The sequence below is a fragment of the Modicisalibacter coralii genome, assembly GCF_004117855.1.
GTDB lineage: Bacteria > Pseudomonadota > Gammaproteobacteria > Pseudomonadales > Halomonadaceae > Modicisalibacter > Modicisalibacter coralii.
This window is the reverse complement of record NZ_QWBW01000007.1, coordinates 1-22,653: the sequence shown is the minus strand read 5'-3', so window position 1 is coordinate 22,653 and position 22,653 is coordinate 1. Positions and strand designations below refer to the sequence as shown.

The following is a 22,653-nucleotide window of genomic DNA, read 5'->3' as shown; positions in this document are numbered from 1 at the left end:
AGGAACCAAGATGAGCGCCAACGTCGAACAGAACCAGCGTCCGGATTACGACGCCGAACTCCAGCAGATCGCCGACTATGTGCTCGGCTACCGGATCGACAGTCAGGAAGCCCTGGACACCGCCCGCAACTGCCTGATGGATACCCTGGGTTGCGGCCTGCTGGCGCTGCGCTTCCCCGAATGCACCAAGCACCTCGGCCCGGTCGTCGAGGGCACCGTGGTGCCCCATGGCGCGCGGGTGCCGGGTACCCAGTTGCGTCTCGACCCGGTCAAGGCGGCCTGGGACATCGGCGCGATCATTCGCTGGCTGGACTACAACGACACCTGGCTGGCCGCCGAGTGGGGCCACCCCTCCGACAACCTGGGCGGCATCCTCGCCGTCGCCGATCATCTGTCGCAGAAACGTGTCGCCGAGGGGCTGGCGCCCTTGAGCATGCGCGACGTCCTCGAGGCGATGATCATGGCCCACGAGATCCAGGGGGTGATCGCGCTGGAAAACTCCTTCAACCGCGTGGGGCTCGACCACGTGGTGCTGGTCAAGGTCGCTTCCACCGCGGTGGTAGCCAAGCTGATGGGCGCCGACCGCGAGCAGTTGCTGTCGGCGCTGTCGCATGCCTTCGTCGATGGCCAGTCGCTGCGCACCTACCGCCATGCGCCCAACGCCGGGTCGCGCAAGTCCTGGGCGGCGGGCGACGCCACCTCGCGGGCGGTGCGCCTGGCCGACATCGCCCTGCGCGGCGAGATGGGCATCCCCGGCGTGCTCTCCGCGCCGCAGTGGGGCTTCTACGACGTGCTGTTCTCGAAGACCAACAAGGACCAGAAGCTCAAGCCGGAGGATCAGCGCCGCTTCAACCTGCCGCAGGATTACGGCACCTACGTGATGGAGAACGTGCTGTTCAAGATCTCCTTCCCGGCGGAGTTCCATTCGCAGACCGCCTGCGAGGCCGCGGTTCGGCTGCATCCCGAGGTCAAGGACCGGCTCGGCGAGATCGACAAGATCGTCATCACCACCCATGAGTCGGCGATCCGCATCATCTCCAAGGTCGGCGAACTGGCCAATCCGGCGGACCGCGACCACTGCCTGCAGTACATGACCGCCGTGCCGCTGGCGTTCGGCAACCTGACCGCCGAGCACTACGAGGATACCTTCCACGCGGCCAACCCGATCATCGACGAGCTGCGCGAGAAGATGGTGGTCGAGGAGGACGAGCGCTACACCCGCGAGTACCTGGAGGCGGACAAGCGCTCGATCGCCAATGCGTTGCAGGTGTTCTTCACCGACGGCAGCAAGACCGAGAAGGTGGCGGTGGAGTATCCGGTCGGACACCGCCGGCGTCGGGAGGAGGGCATTCCGCTGCTCGAGGCCAAGTTCAAGGCCAATCTGGCGACGCGTTTCCCGGCCGGGCGCAGCGAGCGGATCTTCGCGCTGTGCAAGGACCAGGCCCGTCTCGAGAGCACGCCGGTGCATGCCTTCATGGATCTGTTCGTGATCTGACGAAGTGATCACGGAGCTTTCGAGGAGACGCGGCTTGCCTCTCCTCGTTGGCTTTTCACTGCGCTGACCCGCTCGCGGCCTCGAAACCGCGAATTCCTGGCGCGCCGTTGCGCGCTCCCGCCGAGCGGCATGTGCGCACATCCCTGTGCTGACATGCCTTGTTCGCCATCCCTGGCGAACATCCGGCTTCGCTCGCACGTCGTCCAGCGCGGTTTCTGACGGCGCTCGCGGGGCAGCGCTGTCACGCCTCTCACTTGCTTCTTGAGTGCTCGAGCGAGCTTGGGCTTACTGCTGCCCGCCGCGCTCCAGGCGGTCGATCAGGGCATCGAGATCGGCTTCGTCCATCGCCGGTTCGCCGGCGATGCGATGGGATTCGTCGGCCCAGGCACCGAGGTCGATCAGCCGGCAGCGCTTGGAACAGAACGGCCGGTAGGGGTTGTCGGCCGACCATACCACAAGGGTCCGGCATTGGGGGCAGGCGACTTCGAGAGGACGCTTGGCGTCGCGGGCATCCGAGGTCATGACGGGTCACCGGGTCGTTGAGTGGAAGCAGCGGCGAGCTGCCGGTAATGGGCATCGAGCCGGGCGACCTGCGCCCGCAGGGCGTCGAGATCGCCCTGATTGTCGATCACGTCGTCGGCCCTGGCCAGCCGCTCGTCGCGGGGCATCTGTGCGGCGACGATCGCCCGTGCCTGTGCCTCGTCCACGGTGTCCCGCGCCGTGGTGCGCGCGACCTGCAGGGCTTCCGGCACGTCGATCACCAGGCAGCGGTCGACCAGGGCCGCCTGACCCGACTCGAAGAGCAGCGGCGAGACCAGCAGATGATAGGGCGCGCCGCTCTCGCTCATGCGCTCGAGGTGAGCCAGCAGCCGCTGGCGAATGCGCGGGTGGGTCACCGACTCCAGCCAGGCGCGTTCGTCGGGCTCGGCGAAGATCGTCTCGCGCAGCCGCCGCCGGTCGAGCCGGCCCTCGGCGTCGAGGACCCCGCGGCCGAAGTGTTCGGTGATCTCGGCGAGTGCTGGCTCGCCGGGCTCGACCACCTCGCGGGCGACGTCGTCGGCGTCGACCCAGGGCACCCCCAGCTCGGCGAAGGCGCGGGCCACGGCGCTCTTGCCGGAAGCGATGCCGCCGGTCACGCCGATGGTCAGCGGTTGGCGCATGGTTGTCCTCTGGTTCTTCCCGATGGGGCGTCGCGGCGGCCGGACGTCAGCCCAGCAGCAGCGACTGGTAGGCGGCGATCAGTGGCGCCCCGAAGAGTAGCGCGATCCACCCGGCCATGGCCAGGAAGGGGCCGAAGGGGATCGGCATGCCGCGCAGCCGGGGCATGACGAGTTGGGCGACGATGCCCACCACGGCGCCCACGCCCGCCGAGAGAATCAGCAGCAGCGGCAGCATCTGCCAGCCCATCCAGGCGCCCAGCGCGGCGAGCAGCTTGAAATCGCCGTAGCCCATGCCCTCCTTGCCGGTGGTCAGCTTGAACAGCCAGTAGAAGGCCCAGAGCACCAGATAGCCGACGACCGCGCCGAGCACCGCGCTTTCCAGCATCAGGGGCTGGAACAGCCATTGATAGAGCAGGCCGGCCCAGAGCAGCGGCAGGGTCAGCAGATCGGGAAGCAACTGGGTGCGCAGGTCTATCACCGCCAGGGCGAGCAGCGTCAGGCAGGCGCCGATCAGTGCCAGGCTCGCCGGCGTGGCGCCATGGATCGCCACCACCGCCACGGCCAGCACGCCGCCGGCCAGCTCGACCAGCGGATACTGGGGGCTGATCGGCTGGTGACATCCGGCGCAGCGGCCGCGACGCTTGAGATAGCCGAGCAGGGGGATGTTGTCGTGCCAGGCGATCGGCGAGGCGCAGTGCGGGCAGTGAGAGCCGGGGGTGAGAAGGTTGACCCGGGGCAGGGCGGCCACCTCCGGGTCCGGGTCGCGCTCCAGTGCCGCACAGGCTTCCTCGTGCCACTGGCGCATCAGCATCGGCGGCAGCCGGGCGATCACCACATTGACGAACGAACCCAGGCAAAGGCCCAGCACCGCGACCAGCGGCCACAACAGCAGAGGCGGGAAGTCGGCCGGCAAGAGAAACTCCTCAGGAAAATGCTAGGGCGACACTACCACAAGCGGTAGTGTCGATCACTGGCCGATCGGCTCGATACGCCGCGCCTTTTATAGTCGGGTGCCGAGGGCCAGGGCGAGCGAGTTGTCGATATGCCGGGTCAAGGCAACGCGGGCGCTATCGGTGTCTCCCTCGGCCAGGGGGCGGAGGAAGGCGAGATGCTCCTCGAGCACGCGCTTGGCGTTGCCGGAGGTGATCTGCAGCCGTGACTGCACGACCATGCGTATCTTGATGGACGTTACCCGATAAGTGTTGTCGATCAGACGGTTACCCATCGATGCCACGATGCTTTCGTGCATCTGCCAATCCAGAGATTGCATTTCCGCGGTCATTTCCGAGTTCATCGTCCTCTCGACCTGCGCCAGCATCGACAAGTGCCGTTCTATCCAGTCATCGACCAGCGCGCGATCGAGAGCCGAGGCCGCTGTCTCGAGGGCGCCCACCTCGATGAGACGGCGCAATTGATAGGCATCGCGCACGAAGGTCACATCGAGACTGGGGATCATGAGCCCCCGCTTGGGCAGGGTCTGCAGCAGCCCCTCCGCTTCCAGGCGGGGTATCGCGATTCGGATGGAGCCCAGCGTCGCATCGGTCATCTCGACCAGTTCTCGCTGCGACACGACCTGCCCCGGGCGTAGCGTGCCGCTATTCAGCAACTCTTCGATGCGCTCGTAGGCAGTGCGACTCAGAGGGCGGGACTCCGTCGACTGAGCCGTGTTGGAAGGCCGCTCGTCATGGTTTGTCACGGGGTGGATCTCCCTTTCTCCACAATTCGTCGCATTGTTGACCTCTTGCTGACATGTTACTTGTAACCATGTGATGTGTATACGTGATACAAGCCAACTTGGCACGACGGGTGAATGACATGAAAACAACGCTCAAATGGTTTGGTGCCGCTGCTCTCGGCATGCTTATCGTCGGTTCGGCCCAAGCTGAAACGCTGCGTTTCGCAACGACCCTGCCGGAAGCGGACAATCCCGAGACACGGGCGATGAAAGCCTTCGAAAAATATGTCGAATTCCATTCGAACGGGGAAGTCGACGTTCAATTGCTGCATGGCGGTGTCGGCGGTGACCGGGAGATTCTGGAGAATGTTCGCAACAATATCTTCCAGATGACCGCGACCACGGACGGGGCGCTGGCCTCTTTCTACCCGAAAGTCCAAGTATTTTCCGTGCCTTATCTCTTCAACTCGACCCGTTCGGCGATGACCTTCATGAACGAGGCGCCGATCATGGATGACTTCGTCGCTGACGTCGAAGCGCAGACCGGCTTGCGCATCGTGGGCTTTGCCGCTGACGGATTCCGTAACTTCGTCAATAACGTGCGTCCCATCAAGACGCCCGAGGACGTGAAGGGGCTCAAGCTGCGTTCGATGGAAAGCCCGGTGATGATCTCGCTGATGAAGAGTCTCGGCGCGGCGCCGACGCCGATCCCGTTCCCCGAAAGCGCCATGGCGATCCGTCAGGGCGTCGTGGACGGGGGAGAAAACCCGCCCTCCACGGTGATCAACGGCGGCTGGGCGGACGTCATCAAGTACATGTCGCTCGACGAGCATATCTTTTCGGCGGTCTTCGTCTACGTCAACCCCGACTTTCTCGATGGCCTGAGTTCGCAGTCGCGGGCCGCCGTGCTCGACGGCGTACAGCTCTACGACGCGATCATGCTGGCCGGCAAGGGCGAGGGCTACCTCGACGATACCCAGAAGATCCGTGACATGGGGGTCGAGGTGTACGTCAACTCGCCGGAGGAGAAAGCGCAGTTCCGCGAGGTCACGCAGCAACCCGTTCTCGACTTCCTTTCCGAACAGCTCGGCGCGGATTATGTCGACGACTTCGTGGCAGCCGTTCGTAAAACGGAAGACTCGCTCTCCACAGACTGAGCGCTCGGCAAGCACGGCGATCGGCGTGCTGACGATCGCCGTGCTTCGGGTCAGGAACGTCAATCATGAATGTCCTATCCAAGTCGCGAGGCATCGCGGTGTTACTGCGCTGGACCGACAAGCTGGCTACGTCGACCGAGTGGATCGCCGCGACCATCCTTGCCGTGATCATCATCATCAATTTCGCCGCCGTCGCGGCTCGCTATCTCCTGGACGATCCCTTCGGCTGGAGCGAGGAGGCCATGCGCTACGGGATCGTCTGGGCGGTCTATCTGGTGGCGGGGGCAACGTTCCGGCGCGGTGAACAAATGGCCATCGACCTCATCGATCTGGTGCCCAGTCGCCGGTTTCGAGTCGCCGCGTCGATCGTGTCACTGGCTTCGACATTGTTGCTGGCGGCAATCGTCGTGGTACTTGGCTTGCCGTATCTGCTGGATACCGGACAGGTTTCACCCTCCATGCGGATACCGATGTGGATCCCCTATGCCTCGGTGGTGGTGGGCTATGTCCTGATCGCCCTTCAGGCCGTTGCGGCCTTCATCGATCCTCCCGATTCGACCCTCGAGGAGGTCGCTAAATGAGCCTTTCCGCCGTTTTCACCTGTTTCTTCGCGCTGGTGCTGGTAGGGGCGCCGATCGCCATGGCATTGGGGCTGACGGGGGCGGCCTCAGCCTGGTTCGCCGGCTTTCCCATGGTGCTCATTCCGACACGTTTCTTCAGCTCCCTGGACAATTTCTCGCTGCTTGCCGCGCCTTTCTACATCTTCGCCGGGGAGCTGATGAATCGCGGCGGGATCACCGAGACGCTGATCACCTTCGCTGCCAAGGTCACCCGCTGGGTCAAGGGGGGCGCCGCCTATGCCAACATCCTGGCGTCGGTCTTCTTCGCGGGCATTTCGGGAACCGCCATTGCCGACACGGCCGCGTTGGGCAAGATCTTCATCAACGGCATGCCCCGGCAAGGCTACACGCGCGAGTTCGCGGCGGCCGTCACGGTGGCGAGTTCGATGATCGGCCCCATCATTCCGCCCTCGGTGATCATGATCGTCTACGCCTCGGTGGCCCAGGTATCGATCATCAAGCTGTTTGTCGCCGGCATCGTGCCGGGGCTGCTGCTGGGATTCGCCTGTGCGCTCGTGGTCTTCTTGACCGGCCTGTACAAGGGGTTGCCGAAAGGCGAGATCGAGGCCGTTCACAAGTCAGGCGGCAAGCTCGTCATCGAGAGCCTGCTGGTGTTCTCGATCCCGCTGTTCATCGTGCTTGGCACGCTGTCGGGCGCCTTTACCGCGACCGAGGCGGGAGGCATTGCCTGCGTCTATGCACTCGTGCTCGGGCGTTTCGTGCTGCGCACGCTGTCCAGCCGGGGCACGCTCGAGGCGCTGCGCAGCTCGATCCGTACCACGTCCAGCCTGTATCTGGTGATCGCCGGCGCGTCGGTCCTTTCCTACGTGTTGACGGTGACCGGCGCCATCAGCGGGGTGCGTGAACTCACGGGCCTGTTCGCCGGCGATCCGACACTCTTTCTGTTCTTCGTGCTGGCCGTGTTGCTGGTTGCCGGCTTCTTTCTCGAGCCCGGAGTGCAGGTTCTGCTGTTGGCGCCGATCCTGCTGCCGATCTCCCGGGGGCTCGGCATCGACGAGATGCAATTCGCCATGGTCTTCCTGCTATCGGGCACGTTGAGCCTGATGACCCCGCCGGTGGGCATCTGTCTGTTCGTCGCCGCGCAGATCGGCGAAATCCGCATCGGGCGTATGTTCCTGGCCATCCTGCCGTTTCTGGCGGCACAGATACTGGCGATCTCATTGCTGATCGTGTGGCCGGACCTGGTTACCTTCCTTCCCAATCTGACCGAGTGAGTCATGAACGCAAACAAGGTGCTCGTCCTTACCGAGCAATTCACCAACGCGTCGGCGCTGTTCGACCCGCTGCGCGAGGCGGGGTATCGCGTCGAGGTCAACGAGACCGGCCGGTTGCCCGATGAAAAGACGCTTCGACAAATGCTGGCGGAAGGCGTGGTGGCCACCATCGCCGGGGGTGAGCCCTATACGGCCGAGGTGATTGCCGACGCCAGGGATCTGAAAATCATCGCCCGCTGGGGGGTGGGTTACGACAAGGTCGACGTGGCGGCCGCCACCCGCGCCGGCATACCGCTGGCCATGGCTTTCGGGCAGAACCATGAGAGCGTGGCCGAATATGCACACGCCATGGCGCTCTCGCTGGCTTGCGGTATCGGCCGTCGCGACGCCATGGTCAAGTCGGGGCGGTGGACCTTCGATGGCTTTCATCCCGGGCTCTGGGGGCGGGTCGCCGGTCTCATCGGCCTGGGGCGCATCGGCGCCGCCATGGCCCGGCGGTTGATCGGGCAGGGCATGCAGGTGCTCGTTCACGATCCTTTCCTGAGCGAGTCGCAAGCCCGCGAGGCGGGTGTCACCAAGGTCGAGCTGGATGCCTTGCTGGAACGCGCCGATGTGATCTCCGTCCATGCCCCCTCGACACCGGCGACACGTCACCTCCTCGATGACGCGGCCTTTGCCGCGATGAAACCCGGCGCGATCGTCATCAATACGTCGCGCGGCCCACTCATCGACGAGGCCGCGCTGGGCCGAGCCCTGGCGAGCGGGCATCTTGGCGGCGCGGGACTCGATGTCTTCGAGGTCGAGCCGCTGCCGGGGTCGAGTCCGCTGCGAGACTTCGACAATGTGATCCTCAGTCCCCATGTCTCCGGCATGGATGCAATGGCCGAGACCCGAGTCACCGCACGCTGCGTGGACAACATCCTGGCCTGGCTGGAAGGCGATCCAAGGGAGCTCGAGCCCTATGTCGTCAACCCCGAAACGTTAAAGGAAAGCCAATCATGACAGTCAAGGTCGAGGGCATCATTCCGGTCATGCTCACGCCTTTCACGGCGCAGGGCGGAATCGATTGGCAGGGGTACCGAGCGCTGATCGAGTGGTATCTGGCGAATGGTGCCCAGGCGCTGTTCGCCGTTTGCCAATCTTCCGAAATGCAATACCTGAGCATCGACGAGCGTGTCTCCTTGGCGCGCTTCACGGCGGAAACCGTGAAGGGGCGCGTTCCGGTCGTCGCATCGGGCCATGTCTCCGCTTCACTGGCGGAGCAGAAACGCGAATTGGGCGCCATGGTGGATACCGGCGTCGACGGCCTGGTGCTGGTGACGAACCGTCTGGCGCCGGAAGGCGGAACGGACGGTGTCTTTCGCGATAACCTCGCCGTTTTGCTGGACCATCTGCCCAGCGACATGACGCTGGGGCTCTATGAATGTCCGGCTCCCTTCCGCCGGCTGCTGAGCGATGACGAGCTTCGTTACTGTGCCGATACGGGACGTTTTTCCCTGCTCAAGGATGTCTCCTGTGACCTGGCGACCGTGACTCGTCGCGTCGCGCTGACCGAAGGCACGCCACTGGCCATCAACAATGCCAACGCGGCGATCGCCTGGCCGGCCTTGCAGGCGGGGGCCTCGGGGTTCTGCGGGGTGTTCAACAATATCCACCCGGACCTCTATCGCTGGCTTGCCGATCATGGCCACGAACACCCCGAGTTCGCCGAGGAGCTCGCGGTATTCCTGGTTCTCGCCGCTCAGACCGAACCCATGGGCTACCCCAAGCTGGCCAAGCGCTATCATCAGCGTATCGGGACGATTCAAAGCGATCATTGCCGGGCCATCGATTTCGACATTGCCGAACGGTACTGGGGGGTTGAGCCGGTACTCGATCGCATCCTGCAGGGTACGACGCTGTATCGTGACAAGGTGGCGGCTCTGAAGCCTCTGGCGTAGGCGTCTCGAACCGCAGTAGGCAGGTCATCGCCGCATTGTTCGCAATGCGGCGTTTTTACCGGGCGAAACGCCTCAAATGGCGTTGCCCAGCTCGAAGATCGGCAGATACATCGACACCACCAGCCCGCCGACCAGTACCCCCAGCACCACGATGATGAAGGGTTCGAGCAGCGAGGTCAGGGCATCGACCTTGTTGTCGACCTCTTCCTCGTAGTAATCGGCGACCTTGTTGAGCATGGTATCCATCGAGCCGGCTTCCTCGCCGATGCCGACCATCTGGACCGCCAGGCTGGGGAACAGCCCCGTGGAGCGCATCGCGAAATGCAGTTGCTGGCCGTTGGACACGTCGTCGCGAATGCGCAGCACCGCGCGCTCGTAGACCCGGCTGCCGGTGGAGCCGGACGCGGTCTCGAGCGATTCGACCAGCGGTACGCCGGCGGCGAAGGTGGTAGCCAGGGTTCGCGAGAAGCGAGCCACGGCCGACTTGTCGAGAATGTCGCCGATCACCGGCAGGCGCAGGGCCAGCTTGTGCAGGCGATAGGCGAAGCCCGGCGAGCGCCTGGCCCCCTGCTGAATGGCGACGATCGTCGCGACCAGCGCCAGTAACCCGGGCAGCCAGTAGGCCTGGGCGAATTCCGAGAAGGCGATGGTCATGCGGGTCATCGCCGGCAGCTCGGCGCCGAAGCCCTGGAACAGGCTCTCGAACTGCGGCACCACCTTGATCAGCAGCAGGGCGGTCACGCCGATGCCCACCGCAATGACCGCGGCGGGGTAGTAGAGCGCCTTGCGGACCCGTGCCTTGAGCGATTCGACCTTCTCCTTGTAGAGCGCCACCCGCTCGAGCATGCGATCCAGGGAACCGGATTGCTCGCCGGCCTCGATCATGTTGGCGAACAGCCGGTCGAAGTGGCGTGGATGCTGTCGCAGGGCATCGGAGAAGCTGGCCCCGGCGGCGACATCGTCGGCGAGCTTCTGCACCAGGTTGCGCATCGCCGGGTTCTTGAGGCTTTCGGTCACCACGTTGAAGGCCTGGAGGACCGGCACCCCGGCGCGGATCATCGTCGACATCTGCCGCGAGAAGAGCATCACGTCGCGTGGCTTGATGCGCCCGGTACCGCCGAACAGGCTGCTCTTGCGGCGGATACTCTTGACGATGATGCCTTGCTTGGCCAGCTCGCGTTCGACCTCGCCACGCTGCACGGCGACGATCTCGCCGTCGACGTTCTCGCCCTTGCCGTTCTTGCCCGTCCAGCGCCAGCGATAGAGCTGTGTCTTCTCGCGCGACCGGGACTTGCCCCGCGCCTTGTGATGGCGCATGTCCTGCGTCGATGTGGTAGCCATGATCATTCCCCGCGCCCATCCAGAAGGCGGATTGCGTTTTTGGTGTTATCGGCCGCCGCTGCGGCCGCTTTAGGAAGTGCTGAATAAATCGACGAGCGAGATGAAGCGCGAGGCGCATGGAACACAGAAAACGAGACATAACATGAAGTTAGGCGAGTTTTCGAGTACCACGCAACGAAGCGATTCGCTCGCGCAGGCATTTATGCAGCAGTTCCTTTACGCTCCCTCTTTGCGAGAAGTGAGTATTGTCGTGCCGCGTCGCTCAGTCCTTGGTGACCCGGTTGATCTCCTCGAGGCTGGTCACGCCCTCCAGGACCTTCTGCAGACCGCTGTGGCGCAGGTCCGCGTATCCCTGGCGATGGGCCTCGGCGGCGATGTCCAGGGAGCTGGCCTCCTGCAGGATCAGGCGGCTGATCGCCTCGTCGACGGGGACCACTTCGTAGAGCCCGACCCGCCCATGGTAGCCCAGGGTACACTGCTTGCAGCCCACCGGCTGATAGATCGTCGCATCGCGCAGCTGGGCGTCGCTGAAGCCCTCCTCGAGCAGCGCCTCGCGGGGGATGTCGGCGGGCTGGCGACAGTTCGGACACAGCTTTCGGGCCAGGCGCTGGGCGATGATCAGCGACACGGAACTGGCGATGTTGAACGGTGCCACACCCATGTTGCGCAGGCGCGTCAGCGTCTCGGCGGCGGAATTGGTGTGCAGCGTCGAGAGTACCAGGTGGCCGGTCTGCGAGGCCTTGACGGCGATCTCGGCGGTTTCCAGATCGCGGATCTCGCCGACCATCACCACGTCCGGGTCCTGACGCAGGAAGGCGCGCAGGGCGGTGGCGAAGTCGAGGCCGATCTTGGGTTGCACGTTGACCTGGTTGACGCCGGGCAGCTTGATCTCCACCGGGTCCTCGGCGGTGGAGATGTTGCGCTCGGCGGTGTTCAGCAGGTTCAGGCCGGTATAGAGCGTCACCGTCTTGCCGCTGCCGGTGGGGCCGGTGACCAGGATCATCCCCTGGGGCTGGGCCAGGATGCGTTCGTAGATCGCCTTCTGCTTGGGGGTGAAGCCCAGCACGTCGATGCCCAGCTTGGCCGAGGCGGGGTCGAGCAGACGCAGGACGATCTTCTCGCCGTAGACGGTGGGCAGCGAGTTGACGCGAAAGTCGATCGAGCGGTTCTTGGACAGCCGCAGCTTGATCGCGCCGTCCTGGGGCAGGCGGCGTTCGGAGATGTCGAGCTTGGCCATCACCTTGAGGCGTGCGGCGATGCGGGTGCGCATGTTGAAGGGCGGCCGGGCCACTTCGAGCAGCACGCCGTCGATGCGATAGCGCACCCGGTAGCTGGTCTCGTAGGGCTCGAAGTGGATGTCCGAGGCGCCACGGCGGATGGCGTCGAGCAGCAGCTTGTTGACGTACTTGACCACCGGCGCATCGTCGCCGGAGGCGGTGATGCCGCTCTCGGCATCTTCATCGAGCGACTGTTCGCCGTAGTCCAGGCCGTCCAGACTCTCGTCGTCGAGGGCCTCGAGCATGCTGTCGGCATCGCTCTGGGCCAGGTAACTCTCGACCGCGGGTTCGAGCTGGTCGATCGGCGCCAGGACGCCCTCCACCGAGAGGCCGGTGGCGAACTGCAGCTCGTCCAGGGCGGCCAGCGTGGAGGGGTAGGGCACGGCGACGGTGAGGCGGTGCTCGATGCGCATCAGCGGCAGGATGTGATGCGTGCGCAGGACCTTTTCGGGCATCTCCCGTGCCGGCGGCAGGATATCCCGGCGCAGGGCATCGAGATCGAGGATCGGCAGGCCGTACTCGCGGGCCGCCGCCTGAGTCGCCTCGCGGGCGGTGACCAGGCCGGTATCGATGACGTGCTTGAGCAGCGAGGTCTCGCTGGCCTGGGCTTCCTGTTCGGCGCGACGAATCGCTGCGTCGCTGACCAGCTCCTCGGCGAGCAGCCGGCGCGAGAGCCCGCGCAGACCGTCGTCGACCCGGGTCGAGGCGCGCGCCAACGGCGAATGACGGTCCCCGGCAGCGTGCTCGGCATGTGGCCCTGCGGCCGGGGATGAGGTATCTGGCGATGAGTAGGAAGACATGGTGTCGGGCTTGCTGCCTCTCGTTGAATCGGTCACCTGCGTCGGGGCAACGCGACGCCACCCTCGTGGCTCGCGTCGATGCCTCCCGCGACCTGTCGATCACTATAGTGAAACGCCCGGCGCCCTGCAGTGCTAGCCTGGCGCATCTTCAATCATGGCGTCTTGACCTGACGCAGGCAGTTGCCGCGTCGGCCAACATGAGGTCGCCATACCGTGATCTGGACGCAAGAGTGGCACGTTTTTCAGCCTTTACGGTACTCCCCGACCGGGTCGCTTGGTGTAAAATAATGTTGCGTCGCGTGGCACCGTGGACGGTAACGCATGAGCGGATCGTATTGGCACGAAGCAGGCGCTATCCACGCTGCGATACCAGCCATGTCATGGCATCGTAGTGAGGGATCTGGTAAACAGGCACTGTACGCACTGAGCTTCTAGGGAGCCGAGAATGAAAAAGCAGGTGGGCCGGGCGAACCGGCGGCAGGGCGGTTTCACGCTGATCGAACTGATGATCGTGGTGGCGATTATTGGGATTTTGGCGGCAATCGCAATTCCGCGATATCAGGATTATGTCGCAAGAAGTCAGTTTGCTGAAGCTCATTCATTACTTGGTGGTGTCAAACCAGTAATTGCTGAAGTTATACAGAGCGGGCGTAATGCTCCCGATGATAACGATTTCTCTCAATGGGGTGTACAAGAGCAAGGTGAGTATGGGGCGTTAACAGCTATTTCTGTTGGCGAATCCACTACTGGTTCTGGCGAGGATGAAGTCACCTATCCCTCTGGCAGTGCAACTTACACATTTGGTTCTGGTACCGATGTGGAAAGTGTTGTTTCAGGAACTGTTACGTATACTTACAATGCCGATGGAAATGGTCTGTGGGACTGCCAAACTTCCAGTGATATTTCCCCTGAGTCTGCTGTGACAAATTGTGAAATACCATCTAGTCCATAGCTTAATTTCTAGTTAATATTGTTTTTTGTTAGTAAAAAGGCCGGCAATGCCGGCCTCTTGTTCAATACAACGCCTGCTCTTCGCTAACCACTTCCTTCAATAACTCCAGATACAGCCGATCGGCCTCGGAGAACTCCGCCGGGTCGTCGGGGATATGCACGCTGGTGGTGTCGCTGATCTCGTTGGCGATGCTCGCCAGCACCCGATCGCTATTGCCTTCCCCCAGGTGCCGCCGGGCGACCGTCAGCGACTGTTCGAGAATCTGCGGGTCCTGCAGCAGCTTCTTGATGAATTCCCGTAGCTCGTTGATCACGCGAATCTTTTGCATTTCCGAACCGGCCATCGGTCTCGCTCCTGCCAGTGGTTGGTCTACCGGCAAAGATAGCATGCCACGCCGTACCGAGTCAGGCGCTGGCGGTGCTCCGCCGGGCGTATGAGAGCCGGCGTACTCTGACCGTCGGTGATCCTGCTTACTTTGTCGTTATTTTTTGTTAATTTATTGTGAGTTCTGGTTTACACTCCTGGTAACGCAGCGCGGGGCTGGAGGAGGTGCTGGCTCCAAGAGGCATGACGTCAAGGTCGGCACCGCATCGTCTGGGCATTAGGCCAGGCGGCCCGGTAGAGAAGGGAGAGGCTCATGTACATCAAGCGAAGTGCCAATGGCGAGATCGAGCTGGCAAGCCGGTACGCGACCCCGGACTGCACCGAGTATCTGCCGGCGGATGCGCAGGAGTGGGGCACTTTCCTGGATGACGGGACGACCCTTCACGACCGGCGGTGGCAGCAACGGGACAGGGAGTTCATCAGGGTGCTCGAGGACCTGCTCGAGGTGCTTGTGAACGATGAGTTGCTGTGTCTCGAGGACTTGCCGATGGCGGCCCGCGAGAAATTGGCGGGTCGTCGACTGGTGCGCTATCAGCACCAGATCGAAAAAGCGGCCATCGAGAGCGGCTTCGAAGCGTCGCACTAGGTGTCGTAACAGAGCTTGGAACGAAGAAATTCCGGGGCATGAGCATCTGCACCGTCATGACGGGCAGGGCCTCGACCCGGTGGTGGTTCGAGGATTCTCGGTGCTCCTTGCAGGGCGCCAGATGCAGGCCGCTCGAGTCAGCTCGCTGAACGTCATGGCTCGAGCTCACAACAACCCGCCCCGTCTGGACGACGCACGCCGGCAGGGGCCAGCAGGAAACCGAAACATGCAGCCTTCCTTTCAGCCTCGTCGGGCGTTCTTTCGCCATGTCTCCCGTGGTTTGTTCAATGCCGTCACCCTGGCCCCGGCTCTGGTGCTGGTGACGTCCCAGGCCAGTGCACAGGCGCCATCGGGCGGTGCCACGCTGCAGGATGCCGTGCAACGTGCCATGCACCACAACCCGGACGTGCAGGCCAGCTGGCACGGGCTGCAGGCAGCCATGGACGAAGTCGATGTCGCTCAGGGGGGCTACTTGCCGAGCCTGGATGTCAGTGCCGGTGTCGGTCGTGAGTATCGTGAGGACGACGGGCGAGGCAGTTACAATGCCGACTTCGCCGAGATCACGCTGACCCAGATGCTTTGGGACGGTCTGGAGACGGCCAATGAAGTGGAGCGTCTCGATCGTGCCCAGTTGGTGAGTTATTACCAATTCATGAGTACCAGCAACGATGTGGCACTGAAGGTGGCTCAGGCCTACCAGGATGTGCGCCGCTATCGGGAGCTGGTCAGGCTGGCTCGTGACAATTATGCCAAGCATCTCGAGGTCTATCGGCAGATCGACCAGCGTACGCAGTCCGGGGCGGGCCGCGGCGTGGATCTGGAACAGATCACGGGGCGTCTGGCGCTGGCCGAGTCCAACCTGATGACGGAAGCCGCCAATCTTCACGACGTGAGTGCCCGCTTCCAGCATCTCGTCGGCGAGTTGCCGGCGGACGAGCTGGCGGCGGCGCCCGATTTCACCCAGGGGTTTCCCGACTCGATCCGTCAGGTGGTGATGAAGGCCTACGAGGGGAATCCCGGGTTTCATGCCGCCATCGAGAATATCGCTGCGGCCAAGGCGTCCGCGGCGAAGACCAAGTCGGGTTTTCACCCGCAGGTCGACTTCCGTGCCAGTGCCGGCACCAACAACCAGAGTGGTGCCACCGGGCGTTACGACCAGGGGGTCGTCCAGGTCGTCGCCAGCATGAACCTGTACCGCGGCGGCTCGGATCTGGCGTCTTACCGGCAGGCCAACGACCTGCTGGAGCAGGCACGGGATCAGCGTGACAACGAATGCCGAAACGTTCGTGAAACGGCTTCCGTTGCCTTCAACGATACGCGGCAGATCACCGAGCAACTGCAATATCTCAACCAGCATCGGCTGTCGACAGGGCGTGTGCGCGGCGCCTACCAGCAGCAGTTCGACATCGGTGAGCGCACCTTGCTCGACGTGCTCGACTCGGAAAACGAATATTTCGAAGCGAGCCGAGCCTACACCAATGCCGCCTATGACCTGGAACTGGCTCGTGCCCGGACCCTGGCCGCCATGGGGCAATTGCTGCCGGCCCTGAATGTGTCGCGCAGCGGCGTACCGACGCTGGCCGAACTGGGGAGCGACGGCGTAACCCTCGACGGCGACAGCCTGTGCCCGGCCCAGACGCCGACGCATTATAGCCTCGAGGAACTGACCGCGGGTCTGACGCCGGTCGGCACGATCGGGGAGGGATCCCGATTGCGTGCGGTGAGGTCGGCGTTGCGATGAGCTCGAAGGTGGCGCCGCGTCACCTCCAGACTTTGCCGTCTTCGCCGATAGGGATAGTGTGTTGGCCTTGCCCTGGGCGGTTGTCTGGCTCGGCGCCTGACGGGGCACGAAGCGGATGCCGGAGCCCGTGACCGTCGACGCGTGACGGCGTGATAGTCGCGGCATGCCCGGGTCAAGAAAAACGAGGAATGCGCGGGTGAGAGTGTGACCAGCCATATCAAGTGGGAAGGCGGCCAATCGACGGGTGATGACCTGCTCGAGTGTTTGCAGATCGTGGCCCGGGCCCATGATCACGAAATCACCCGGGAGGCGACACTGGCGGGGCTGCCACTGGATGAGGGCCGCCTGACGCCGAGTGTCTTCGCGCGGGCTGCCGCGCGTGCGGGGTTGACCTCGCGGCAGGCGCTCTGCCGACTGGTGCGCCTGAATCCGCAGCTTTTCCCGGTGATTCTGCTGCTCGAGTCGGCACGGGCCTGCGTGCTGCTGTCGCTGGACGTGAAGCAGCGTGTAGCGCAAGTGATCTATCCCGAGCTGAGCGAGGCCGCCGTCGAGGTCCCCCTGGACGAGCTGCAGGCACGCTACAGTGGGCGTGCCATTTATGTCCGTCCGAAGCACCGTTTCGACGCGCGAACGCCGGAAGTCAAGCGGCAGAAAAATCGCCACTGGTTCTGGGGCGTGGTGCTGGAGAATCGAAGGCTCTACCGCGATGTCTTGATCGGTTCGGTACTGGTCAACCTGTTCGCCATCGCCATGCCGATGTTCGTCATGAACGTCTATGATCGGGTGGTCCCCAACCAGGCTACCGAAACACTCTGGGCCCTGGCGGCCGGGATCTTTCTCGTGCTGTGTGCCGATCTGGCACTGCGACTGACGCGTAACGCCTTCGTCGACCTCGCCGCCAGCCGGGCCGACGTCAAGTTGTCGTCGGCGCTGCTGCAGCGGGTGCTCGGCATGCGGATGGAGGCGCGCCCGGCCTCGACGGGGTCGTTCGCCTCGACCCTGCAGTCCTTCGAATCGGTGCGTGCCTTCATCGGTTCGGCCACCATCATTGGTCTGGTCGACCTGCCGTTCGTGCTGCTCTTCGCCACGATCATCGCCATCATTTCGCCGCCACTGGTGATTCCCATCGTGGTGGGTATCGTCGTCGTGCTGCTCTACGCCCTGGCCGCCCAGAGCCGGATGCACGAGTTGTCGGAAACCACCTGGCGTGTCGGCGCGCAGCGCAACGCCACCCTGATAGAAAGCCTGAGCAACCTGGAAACGGTCAAGACCTTACGGTCCGAAGGGCGTATCCAGGGCGCCTGGGAAAAGGGCACGGCCTTTCTCTCGCGCACGTCGGCACAGATGCGCCTGCTGGGAACCTCGGTGGGCAGTGTGGCCACATGGGCGCAACAGACCGTGGCCGTCTCGATCATCATCGTGGGGGTGTATCTGATCATCGATGGCGATCTGTCGCAGGGTGGCCTGATCGCTGCCTATCTGCTGTCATCGCGGGCCATGGGGCCGGTGAGTCAGGCGGCGGCGCTGATGGGGCAATATCACAACGCCTCGACGGCGCTGGCGTCGCTCAACGAGGTGATGAAGACGCCGGTGGAGCGTCCCGAGGGGCGTCACTATGTCGCTCGCCCCCAGATCGAGGGGCGGCTGGAACTGCGCGGCGTCTCGCTGCGCTATCCCAACGAGGAGCGGGATGTCCTGCGTGATGTCTCGCTGCAGATTCGTCCCGGAGAGAAGGTGGCGATACTCGGACGGGTGGGTTCCGGAAAGTCGACGCTCAACAAGCTCATTCAGGGGCTTTATCAGCCCACTGCGGGTGCCGTGATGGTCGATGGCGTGGATATTCGCCAGTTCGATCCGGTCGATCTGCGTCGGCACATCGGCTATGTGCCCCAGGATATCGCGCTCTTCTACGGGTCGTTGCGTGACAATATCGTGGCGGCAGGGGGCAGCGATGGCGTGGACGACGCGGCCCTTTTGCGAGCCATAAAGCTCAGCGGACTCGAGGAAATGGTCAACGGCCATCCGCAAGGCGTGGAGCTCCAGGTGGGTGAGCGTGGCGAGCTGCTTTCCGGCGGGCAGCGTCAGGCCGTGGCGATCGCCCGGGCACTGGTCAACGATCCGCAAATCCTGCTTTTCGACGAACCCACCAGTTCCATGGATCACACCAGCGAAGATGCGTTCAAACGGGCCCTGGAAGCGCATGCCCGATACCGCACGATGATCGTCGTCACACACCGGACGTCACTGCTGTCGCTGGTCGACCGCATCGTGGTCATCGACGGTGGCAAGGTCGTCGCTGATGGGCCCAAGGATCAGGTGGTCGAAGCGCTGCGTAAAGGCCAGGTCGGGAGGGCGAACCAGTGAGCGAGTCATCGTCCGTCACGCCGGGAGGGGCAGAATCTCCACGCCGTCGCAGTGCGGAGCAGGCCGGTTTCGAGGCAATGGGTCGGATTACCCGTGGCGGCGGCAAGCCGTTTCGTCCGTTGATCGATCGGCTTTTCGCGCGCTGGGTGTCTTCCGCGCACCTCAACCGGGACTGGGCCAGCGATGCCGATTGGGCGCGCATGCAGCAGGATCCCATGCGTGCGCGGGCGCTGCTCTACCTGGTGGTGTGCATTCTGCTGGCCCTGCTGGCTTGGGCGGCCGTGGCCGAGATCGACCAGGTCACCAAGGGCATGGGGCGGGTGATTCCCTCCTCTCAACTCAAGGTCGTGCAGTCCTACGACGGCGGTGTCGTCAAGAAGCTGCTGGTCAAGGAGGGGGACGTCGTCAAGGCAGGCCAGTTGTTGATGCGCATCGATCCGACTCGCTTCGTCTCTTCCTATCAGGAAGGGGTTGCCAAGTCGCTGGCACTGCAGGCCAAGGCCGCTCGCCTCAAGGCGCTGATCGCCGAACACCCCTTCGAGCCATCGGCCGAATTGGCCGAACAGGCGCCCGATCTGGTCGCCCACGAGCGAACCCTCTTCGAGAGCAGTCGCCAGTCGCTGGAGGAAACACGCAAGATCGCTCAGGAGCAGTTGAGCCAGCGCCAGGAGGAACTCAAGGAGGCGCAGGCCCGTCTGGACCAGGCTTCCCGAGCCCTGAGCCTGGCCAGTAGGGAGCTGTCGTTGACGCGTCCCTTGTTGAGTTCCGGTGCGGTGTCCGAGGTCGAGGTGTTGCGTCTGGAGCGGGATGTCTCCAATGCGCGCGGGGAACGCAGCCAGGCGACGGCCCAGGTGGCACGGCTGAAGGCGGCCATCGGCGAGGCCGAGAGCAAGTTGCGGGAGTCTTCGCTGGAACTGAAGAATCGCTGGAGCAATGAGCTTTCCGAAACCCTGGGACAACTGGCCGCTCTTGAGCAGAGTAACGTCGGCCTTCAGGACAAGGTGAGTATGGCCGAAATCCGTTCGCCCGTGGATGGTGTCGTGCAGCGTTTGCATGTCACCACGCTTGGCGGTGTCGTACAGCCCGGCCAGGACATCATCGAGATCGTGCCTGATGACGAGCAGCTTCTCGTCGAAGCGAGGATCGCGCCCAAGGATATCGCGTTTCTCAGACCTGGCCAGCCGGCTTTCGTCAAGTTCACGGCCTATGATTTCGCGACCTATGGCGGCATGGAGGCGACGCTCGAGCACATCAGTGCAGACACCATCACCGATGACGACGGCAATACGTTCTATCTGGTCAGGGTGCGTACCCAGGACAATACGCTGGGACCGGGCCTGACCATCATTCCGGGAATGACGGCGCAGGTGGATATTCGTACCGGCAAGCGCACGGTACTCGATTATTTGCTCAAGCCACTCCTGCGAGCCAAGGGCAATGCGCTGAGCGAACGATGAATAATAGACAGTTTTTCGTATGTCAGGGTGAAAACGTGGTTCCGCGGTGGACCGAAGCCTTTCCGGGCGCCGTGCTCTGCACGCCGGCCCAGGTCAGCGCCCAGGCCGGCCCGGAAGACCATGTCTGGATTCTCGCCGATCTCGATGACTGGGCCGGCCTGGTGCTGAAGCTGGCACGGCGCGAGGCCATCGTGGTGGTGCTCGCCTATCGGCCGGACGTCAGTCAAGCCTTTCAGGCACTCGATGCCGGCGCGCGGGGTTATGCCCATGCGCTGTCTGCTCCGGCCTTGCTGCAGCAGGTCGCACTGGTCACCGCCAATCAAGGCCTCTGGGTATGGCCGGAGCTGTTGCAGCAGGTGGTCGGCGCCACCTTCAGGCTCTTGTGTGATGATGGCAAACGAGTGCCCGAGGTCGTGCTCGATGGCTTGACGAGTCGTGAGCGCGATGTCGCCCTGGCCGTGGCAGCCGGCAAGAGCAACAAGGAGGTGGCGCGTCAGCTGGATATCACCGAGAGGACCGTCAAGGCGCATCTGGGCGCCGTGTTTCGCAAGCTGCATGTTCGTGACCGCATGCAACTCGTGCTGGCATTGTCGGGCCAGCAAGTCAGCATGCCCTGAACGCCCCCGGTACAACCCGTCACGTTGACCTGACGGGTTGTTACATTGAGTTACTGTACCTCGGTCCAATACCTCCCTCTGGTCGGATTTCTTATCATCTCTCTCACTGGGCGTCCCTCCGTGATCGGCAGGTGGCGTTGAGACCTCTTTCGCTTGCAGGGTGATGACGCATGAGTACTCCAATCGCAACCGTTCTTTCCGTCTCCGGCCAGGTCTGGGCTCGTGATGCCGATGGCAATTTGCGCTCGCTGCGGCCCGGGGATGTGCTGATGGAGGGCGAGGAGCTCATTACCGGCGATAACGGTCATGTGCAGCTCGATCTCGCCGACTCGGCGCCGGTCGTCATCGGGCCCGAGCAAGCGGTCGCTATGTCGGCGGAACTCGACGCCCAGGCGCCCGTGCCCGACGATGAAGCCTCCGTCCTAGACGACGATCTCGAGACGCTGCTGACTGCCATCGACGAGGGCGAAGGTGATCTGCTCGATACGCTCGACGCGACTGCTGCTGGTCTGGGCAGTGGCGGCGGCGGTGGTGGTGGTCACAGCTTCGTGGAATTGGCGCGTATTTCGCTCGACAGTGACTCACCGGTTTTCAACTACGATGCGGCGTCCTTGAACGATGCCCAGGCGGCGCGTTTCACCGGCGAGGCGCAGGTCAATGCGGCACCCACCGTCACCGATGACGTCCTGCAAGGGCTGGAAGATTCGGTACTGTCAGGCAATGTTCTCGACAACGACAGCGACCCCGAAGGCGATACCTTGACGGTGGTCTCGTTCACCGTCGGTGGTGATAGTTATTCAGCCGGTGATGTCGCCGTCCTGGATGGTATGGGTACGCTGATTCTGGAGGCTGACGGTCGCTATACATTCACGCCCGACGCCGACTGGAATGGGCAAGTCCCTCCTATCGGTTACACGGTGTCCGATGGCCTGCTGGACAGCACCGGCAACCTGACGCTGACCGTCACGGCGGTGAATGACGCTCCCGATACCGCGAACGACGCCCTGACTACCGCCGAAGACACCGCGCTGACCATCGACCCGGCGACCCTGCTGGCCAACGACAGTGACGTCGACGGCGACACCCTGACGATCACCGGGGTGAGCGGTGCCGTAAACGGTGAGGTCGTGCTCAACACCGACGGCAGCATCACCTTCACCCCGGCCGCCGACTACAACGGCGACGCGAGCTTCACCTATACCGTCAGCGACGGTCAGGGGGGTACCGCTACGTCGACGGCGACGATCGCCGTCACCCCGGTCAACGATGCACCGGTGGCGGTCGACGATGCCCTGACCACCGCCGAAGACACCGCGCTGACCATCGACCCGGCGACYCTGCTGGCCAACGACAGYGACGTCGACGGCGACACCCTGACGATCACCRGSGTGAGCGGTGCCGTGAACGGTGAAGTCGTACTCAACGCCGACGGCAGCATCACCTTCACCCCGGCCGCCGACTACAACGGCGACGCGAGCTTCACCTATACCGTCAGCGACGGTCAGGGCGGCAGCGCCACGTCGACGGCGACGATCGCCGTCACCCCGGTCAACGATGCACCGGTGGCGGTCGACGATGCCCTGACCACCGCCGAAGACACCGCGCTGACCATCGACCCGGCGACCCTGCTGGCCAACGACAGCGACGTCGACGGCGACACCCTGACGATCACCAGCGTGAGCGGTGCCGWGMACGGYRRMGTCGTRCTCAACGCCGACGGCAGCATCACCTTCACCCCGGCCGCCGACTACAACGGCGCGGCGAGCTTCGACTACACCGTCAGCGACGGCCAGGGCGGCAGCGCCACGGCCACGGTCGGCGTGCGCGTCACCCCGGTCAACGACGACCCGAG

Annotated in this window: 20 protein-coding genes; 13 read left to right on the top strand and 7 right to left on the bottom strand. The window is 63.6% G+C overall.

The annotated features are described in order from the left end of the window. Nucleotides 1-10: 10 nt before the first annotated feature. The gene (gene prpD / locus D0901_RS02170) at nt 11-1,495 is read left to right on the top strand and encodes a 2-methylcitrate dehydratase (RefSeq protein ID WP_129138651.1); all 1,485 of its coding nucleotides are present in this window, start codon (nt 11-13) and stop codon (nt 1,493-1,495) included. Between the two features lie 285 nt (nt 1,496-1,780). Here the strand turns inward: prpD and yacG are convergent, their stop codons facing one another. The 4 genes from yacG to D0901_RS02150 form a co-directional block, all read right to left on the bottom strand. Further along, a complete protein-coding gene (gene yacG, locus D0901_RS02165) occupies nt 1,781-2,017 on the bottom strand; it encodes a DNA gyrase inhibitor YacG (protein WP_129138650.1) in 237 nt (78 codons plus the stop codon). Continuing rightward, entirely contained in the window at nt 2,014-2,655 is a 642-nt protein-coding gene (gene coaE / locus D0901_RS02160) for a dephospho-CoA kinase (protein ID WP_129138649.1), read from the bottom strand. Before coaE ends, yacG begins: the two co-directional genes overlap by 4 nt. Before the next feature lie 46 nt (nt 2,656-2,701). Beyond that, nucleotides 2,702-3,568 carry a prepilin peptidase gene (locus D0901_RS02155; RefSeq protein WP_233440331.1) on the bottom strand — a complete coding sequence of 289 codons (867 nt, stop codon included), beginning with the start codon at nt 3,566-3,568 and terminating at the stop codon, nt 2,702-2,704. A gap of 87 nt (nt 3,569-3,655) precedes the next feature. Beyond that, nucleotides 3,656-4,351, bottom strand: a complete 696-nt coding sequence (locus tag D0901_RS02150; RefSeq protein ID WP_203234776.1) for a GntR family transcriptional regulator — start codon at nt 4,349-4,351, stop codon at nt 3,656-3,658. 119 nt (nt 4,352-4,470) lie between these two features. On the opposite strand from D0901_RS02150, the gene D0901_RS02145 reads away from it, so the two are divergent. The 5 genes from D0901_RS02145 to D0901_RS02125 all read left to right on the top strand — a co-directional run bounded on the left by D0901_RS02145 (nt 4,471) and on the right by D0901_RS02125 (nt 9,282). Then, on the top strand, nt 4,471-5,487 hold the full coding sequence (locus D0901_RS02145; protein WP_129138648.1) for a TRAP transporter substrate-binding protein: 1,017 nt from the start codon (nt 4,471-4,473) through the stop codon (nt 5,485-5,487). A 98-nt stretch (nt 5,488-5,585) separates the two neighbouring features. Further along, entirely contained in the window at nt 5,586-6,068 is a 483-nt protein-coding gene (locus tag D0901_RS02140; RefSeq protein ID WP_162500802.1) for a TRAP transporter small permease, read from the top strand. After that, nucleotides 6,065-7,342, top strand: coding sequence for a TRAP transporter large permease (locus D0901_RS02135; RefSeq protein ID WP_129138646.1), 1,278 nt, complete (start codon nt 6,065-6,067; stop codon nt 7,340-7,342). The genes D0901_RS02140 and D0901_RS02135 overlap by 4 nt, the downstream gene beginning before the upstream one ends. Before the next feature lie 3 nt (nt 7,343-7,345). Further along, a complete protein-coding gene (locus tag D0901_RS02130; RefSeq protein ID WP_129138645.1) occupies nt 7,346-8,344 on the top strand; it encodes a phosphoglycerate dehydrogenase in 999 nt (332 codons plus the stop codon). Beyond that, nucleotides 8,341-9,282, top strand: coding sequence for a dihydrodipicolinate synthase family protein (locus D0901_RS02125; protein ID WP_129138644.1), 942 nt, complete (start codon nt 8,341-8,343; stop codon nt 9,280-9,282). Before D0901_RS02130 ends, D0901_RS02125 begins: the two co-directional genes overlap by 4 nt. A gap of 72 nt (nt 9,283-9,354) precedes the next feature. Here the strand turns inward: D0901_RS02125 and D0901_RS02120 are convergent, their stop codons facing one another. After that, complete coding sequence (locus D0901_RS02120; protein WP_224419896.1) at nt 9,355-10,599, bottom strand: type II secretion system F family protein; 1,245 nt, start codon at nt 10,597-10,599, stop codon at nt 9,355-9,357. A 286-nt stretch (nt 10,600-10,885) separates the two neighbouring features. After that, nucleotides 10,886-12,700, bottom strand: coding sequence for a type IV-A pilus assembly ATPase PilB (gene pilB, locus D0901_RS02115; RefSeq protein WP_129138642.1), 1,815 nt, complete (start codon nt 12,698-12,700; stop codon nt 10,886-10,888). A gap of 445 nt (nt 12,701-13,145) precedes the next feature. Between pilB and D0901_RS21205 the strand changes: the two genes are divergently transcribed. Continuing rightward, nucleotides 13,146-13,652 carry a pilin gene (locus tag D0901_RS21205; protein WP_129138641.1) on the top strand — a complete coding sequence of 169 codons (507 nt, stop codon included), beginning with the start codon at nt 13,146-13,148 and terminating at the stop codon, nt 13,650-13,652. Between the two features lie 61 nt (nt 13,653-13,713). On the opposite strand, the gene D0901_RS02105 is transcribed toward D0901_RS21205, so the two are convergent. Continuing rightward, on the bottom strand, nt 13,714-13,995 hold the full coding sequence (locus tag D0901_RS02105) for a hypothetical protein (RefSeq protein ID WP_129138640.1): 282 nt from the start codon (nt 13,993-13,995) through the stop codon (nt 13,714-13,716). Between the two features lie 294 nt (nt 13,996-14,289). Between D0901_RS02105 and D0901_RS02100 the strand changes: the two genes are divergently transcribed. The 6 genes from D0901_RS02100 to D0901_RS02075 all read left to right on the top strand — a co-directional run. After that, complete coding sequence (locus D0901_RS02100) at nt 14,290-14,622, top strand: tryptophan synthase subunit beta like protein (protein ID WP_129138639.1); 333 nt, start codon at nt 14,290-14,292, stop codon at nt 14,620-14,622. A gap of 226 nt (nt 14,623-14,848) precedes the next feature. Then, nucleotides 14,849-16,363: a TolC family outer membrane protein gene (locus D0901_RS02095; RefSeq protein ID WP_129138638.1), complete on the top strand. Its 1,515-nt coding sequence runs from the start codon at nt 14,849-14,851 to the stop codon at nt 16,361-16,363. Between the two features lie 204 nt (nt 16,364-16,567). After that, a complete protein-coding gene (locus tag D0901_RS02090) occupies nt 16,568-18,727 on the top strand; it encodes a type I secretion system permease/ATPase (RefSeq protein ID WP_233440329.1) in 2,160 nt (719 codons plus the stop codon). Next, entirely contained in the window at nt 18,724-20,184 is a 1,461-nt protein-coding gene (locus D0901_RS02085; protein ID WP_425256163.1) for an HlyD family type I secretion periplasmic adaptor subunit, read from the top strand. The genes D0901_RS02090 and D0901_RS02085 overlap by 4 nt, the downstream gene beginning before the upstream one ends. Nucleotides 20,185-20,219: 35 nt before the next feature. Continuing rightward, nucleotides 20,220-20,801: a response regulator transcription factor gene (locus D0901_RS02080; RefSeq protein ID WP_224419739.1), complete on the top strand. Its 582-nt coding sequence runs from the start codon at nt 20,220-20,222 to the stop codon at nt 20,799-20,801. Nucleotides 20,802-20,971: 170 nt separating this feature from the next. Next, the coding region (locus D0901_RS02075) for a retention module-containing protein (protein WP_129138636.1) at nt 20,972-22,653 on the top strand (1,682 nt) is incomplete at its 3' end.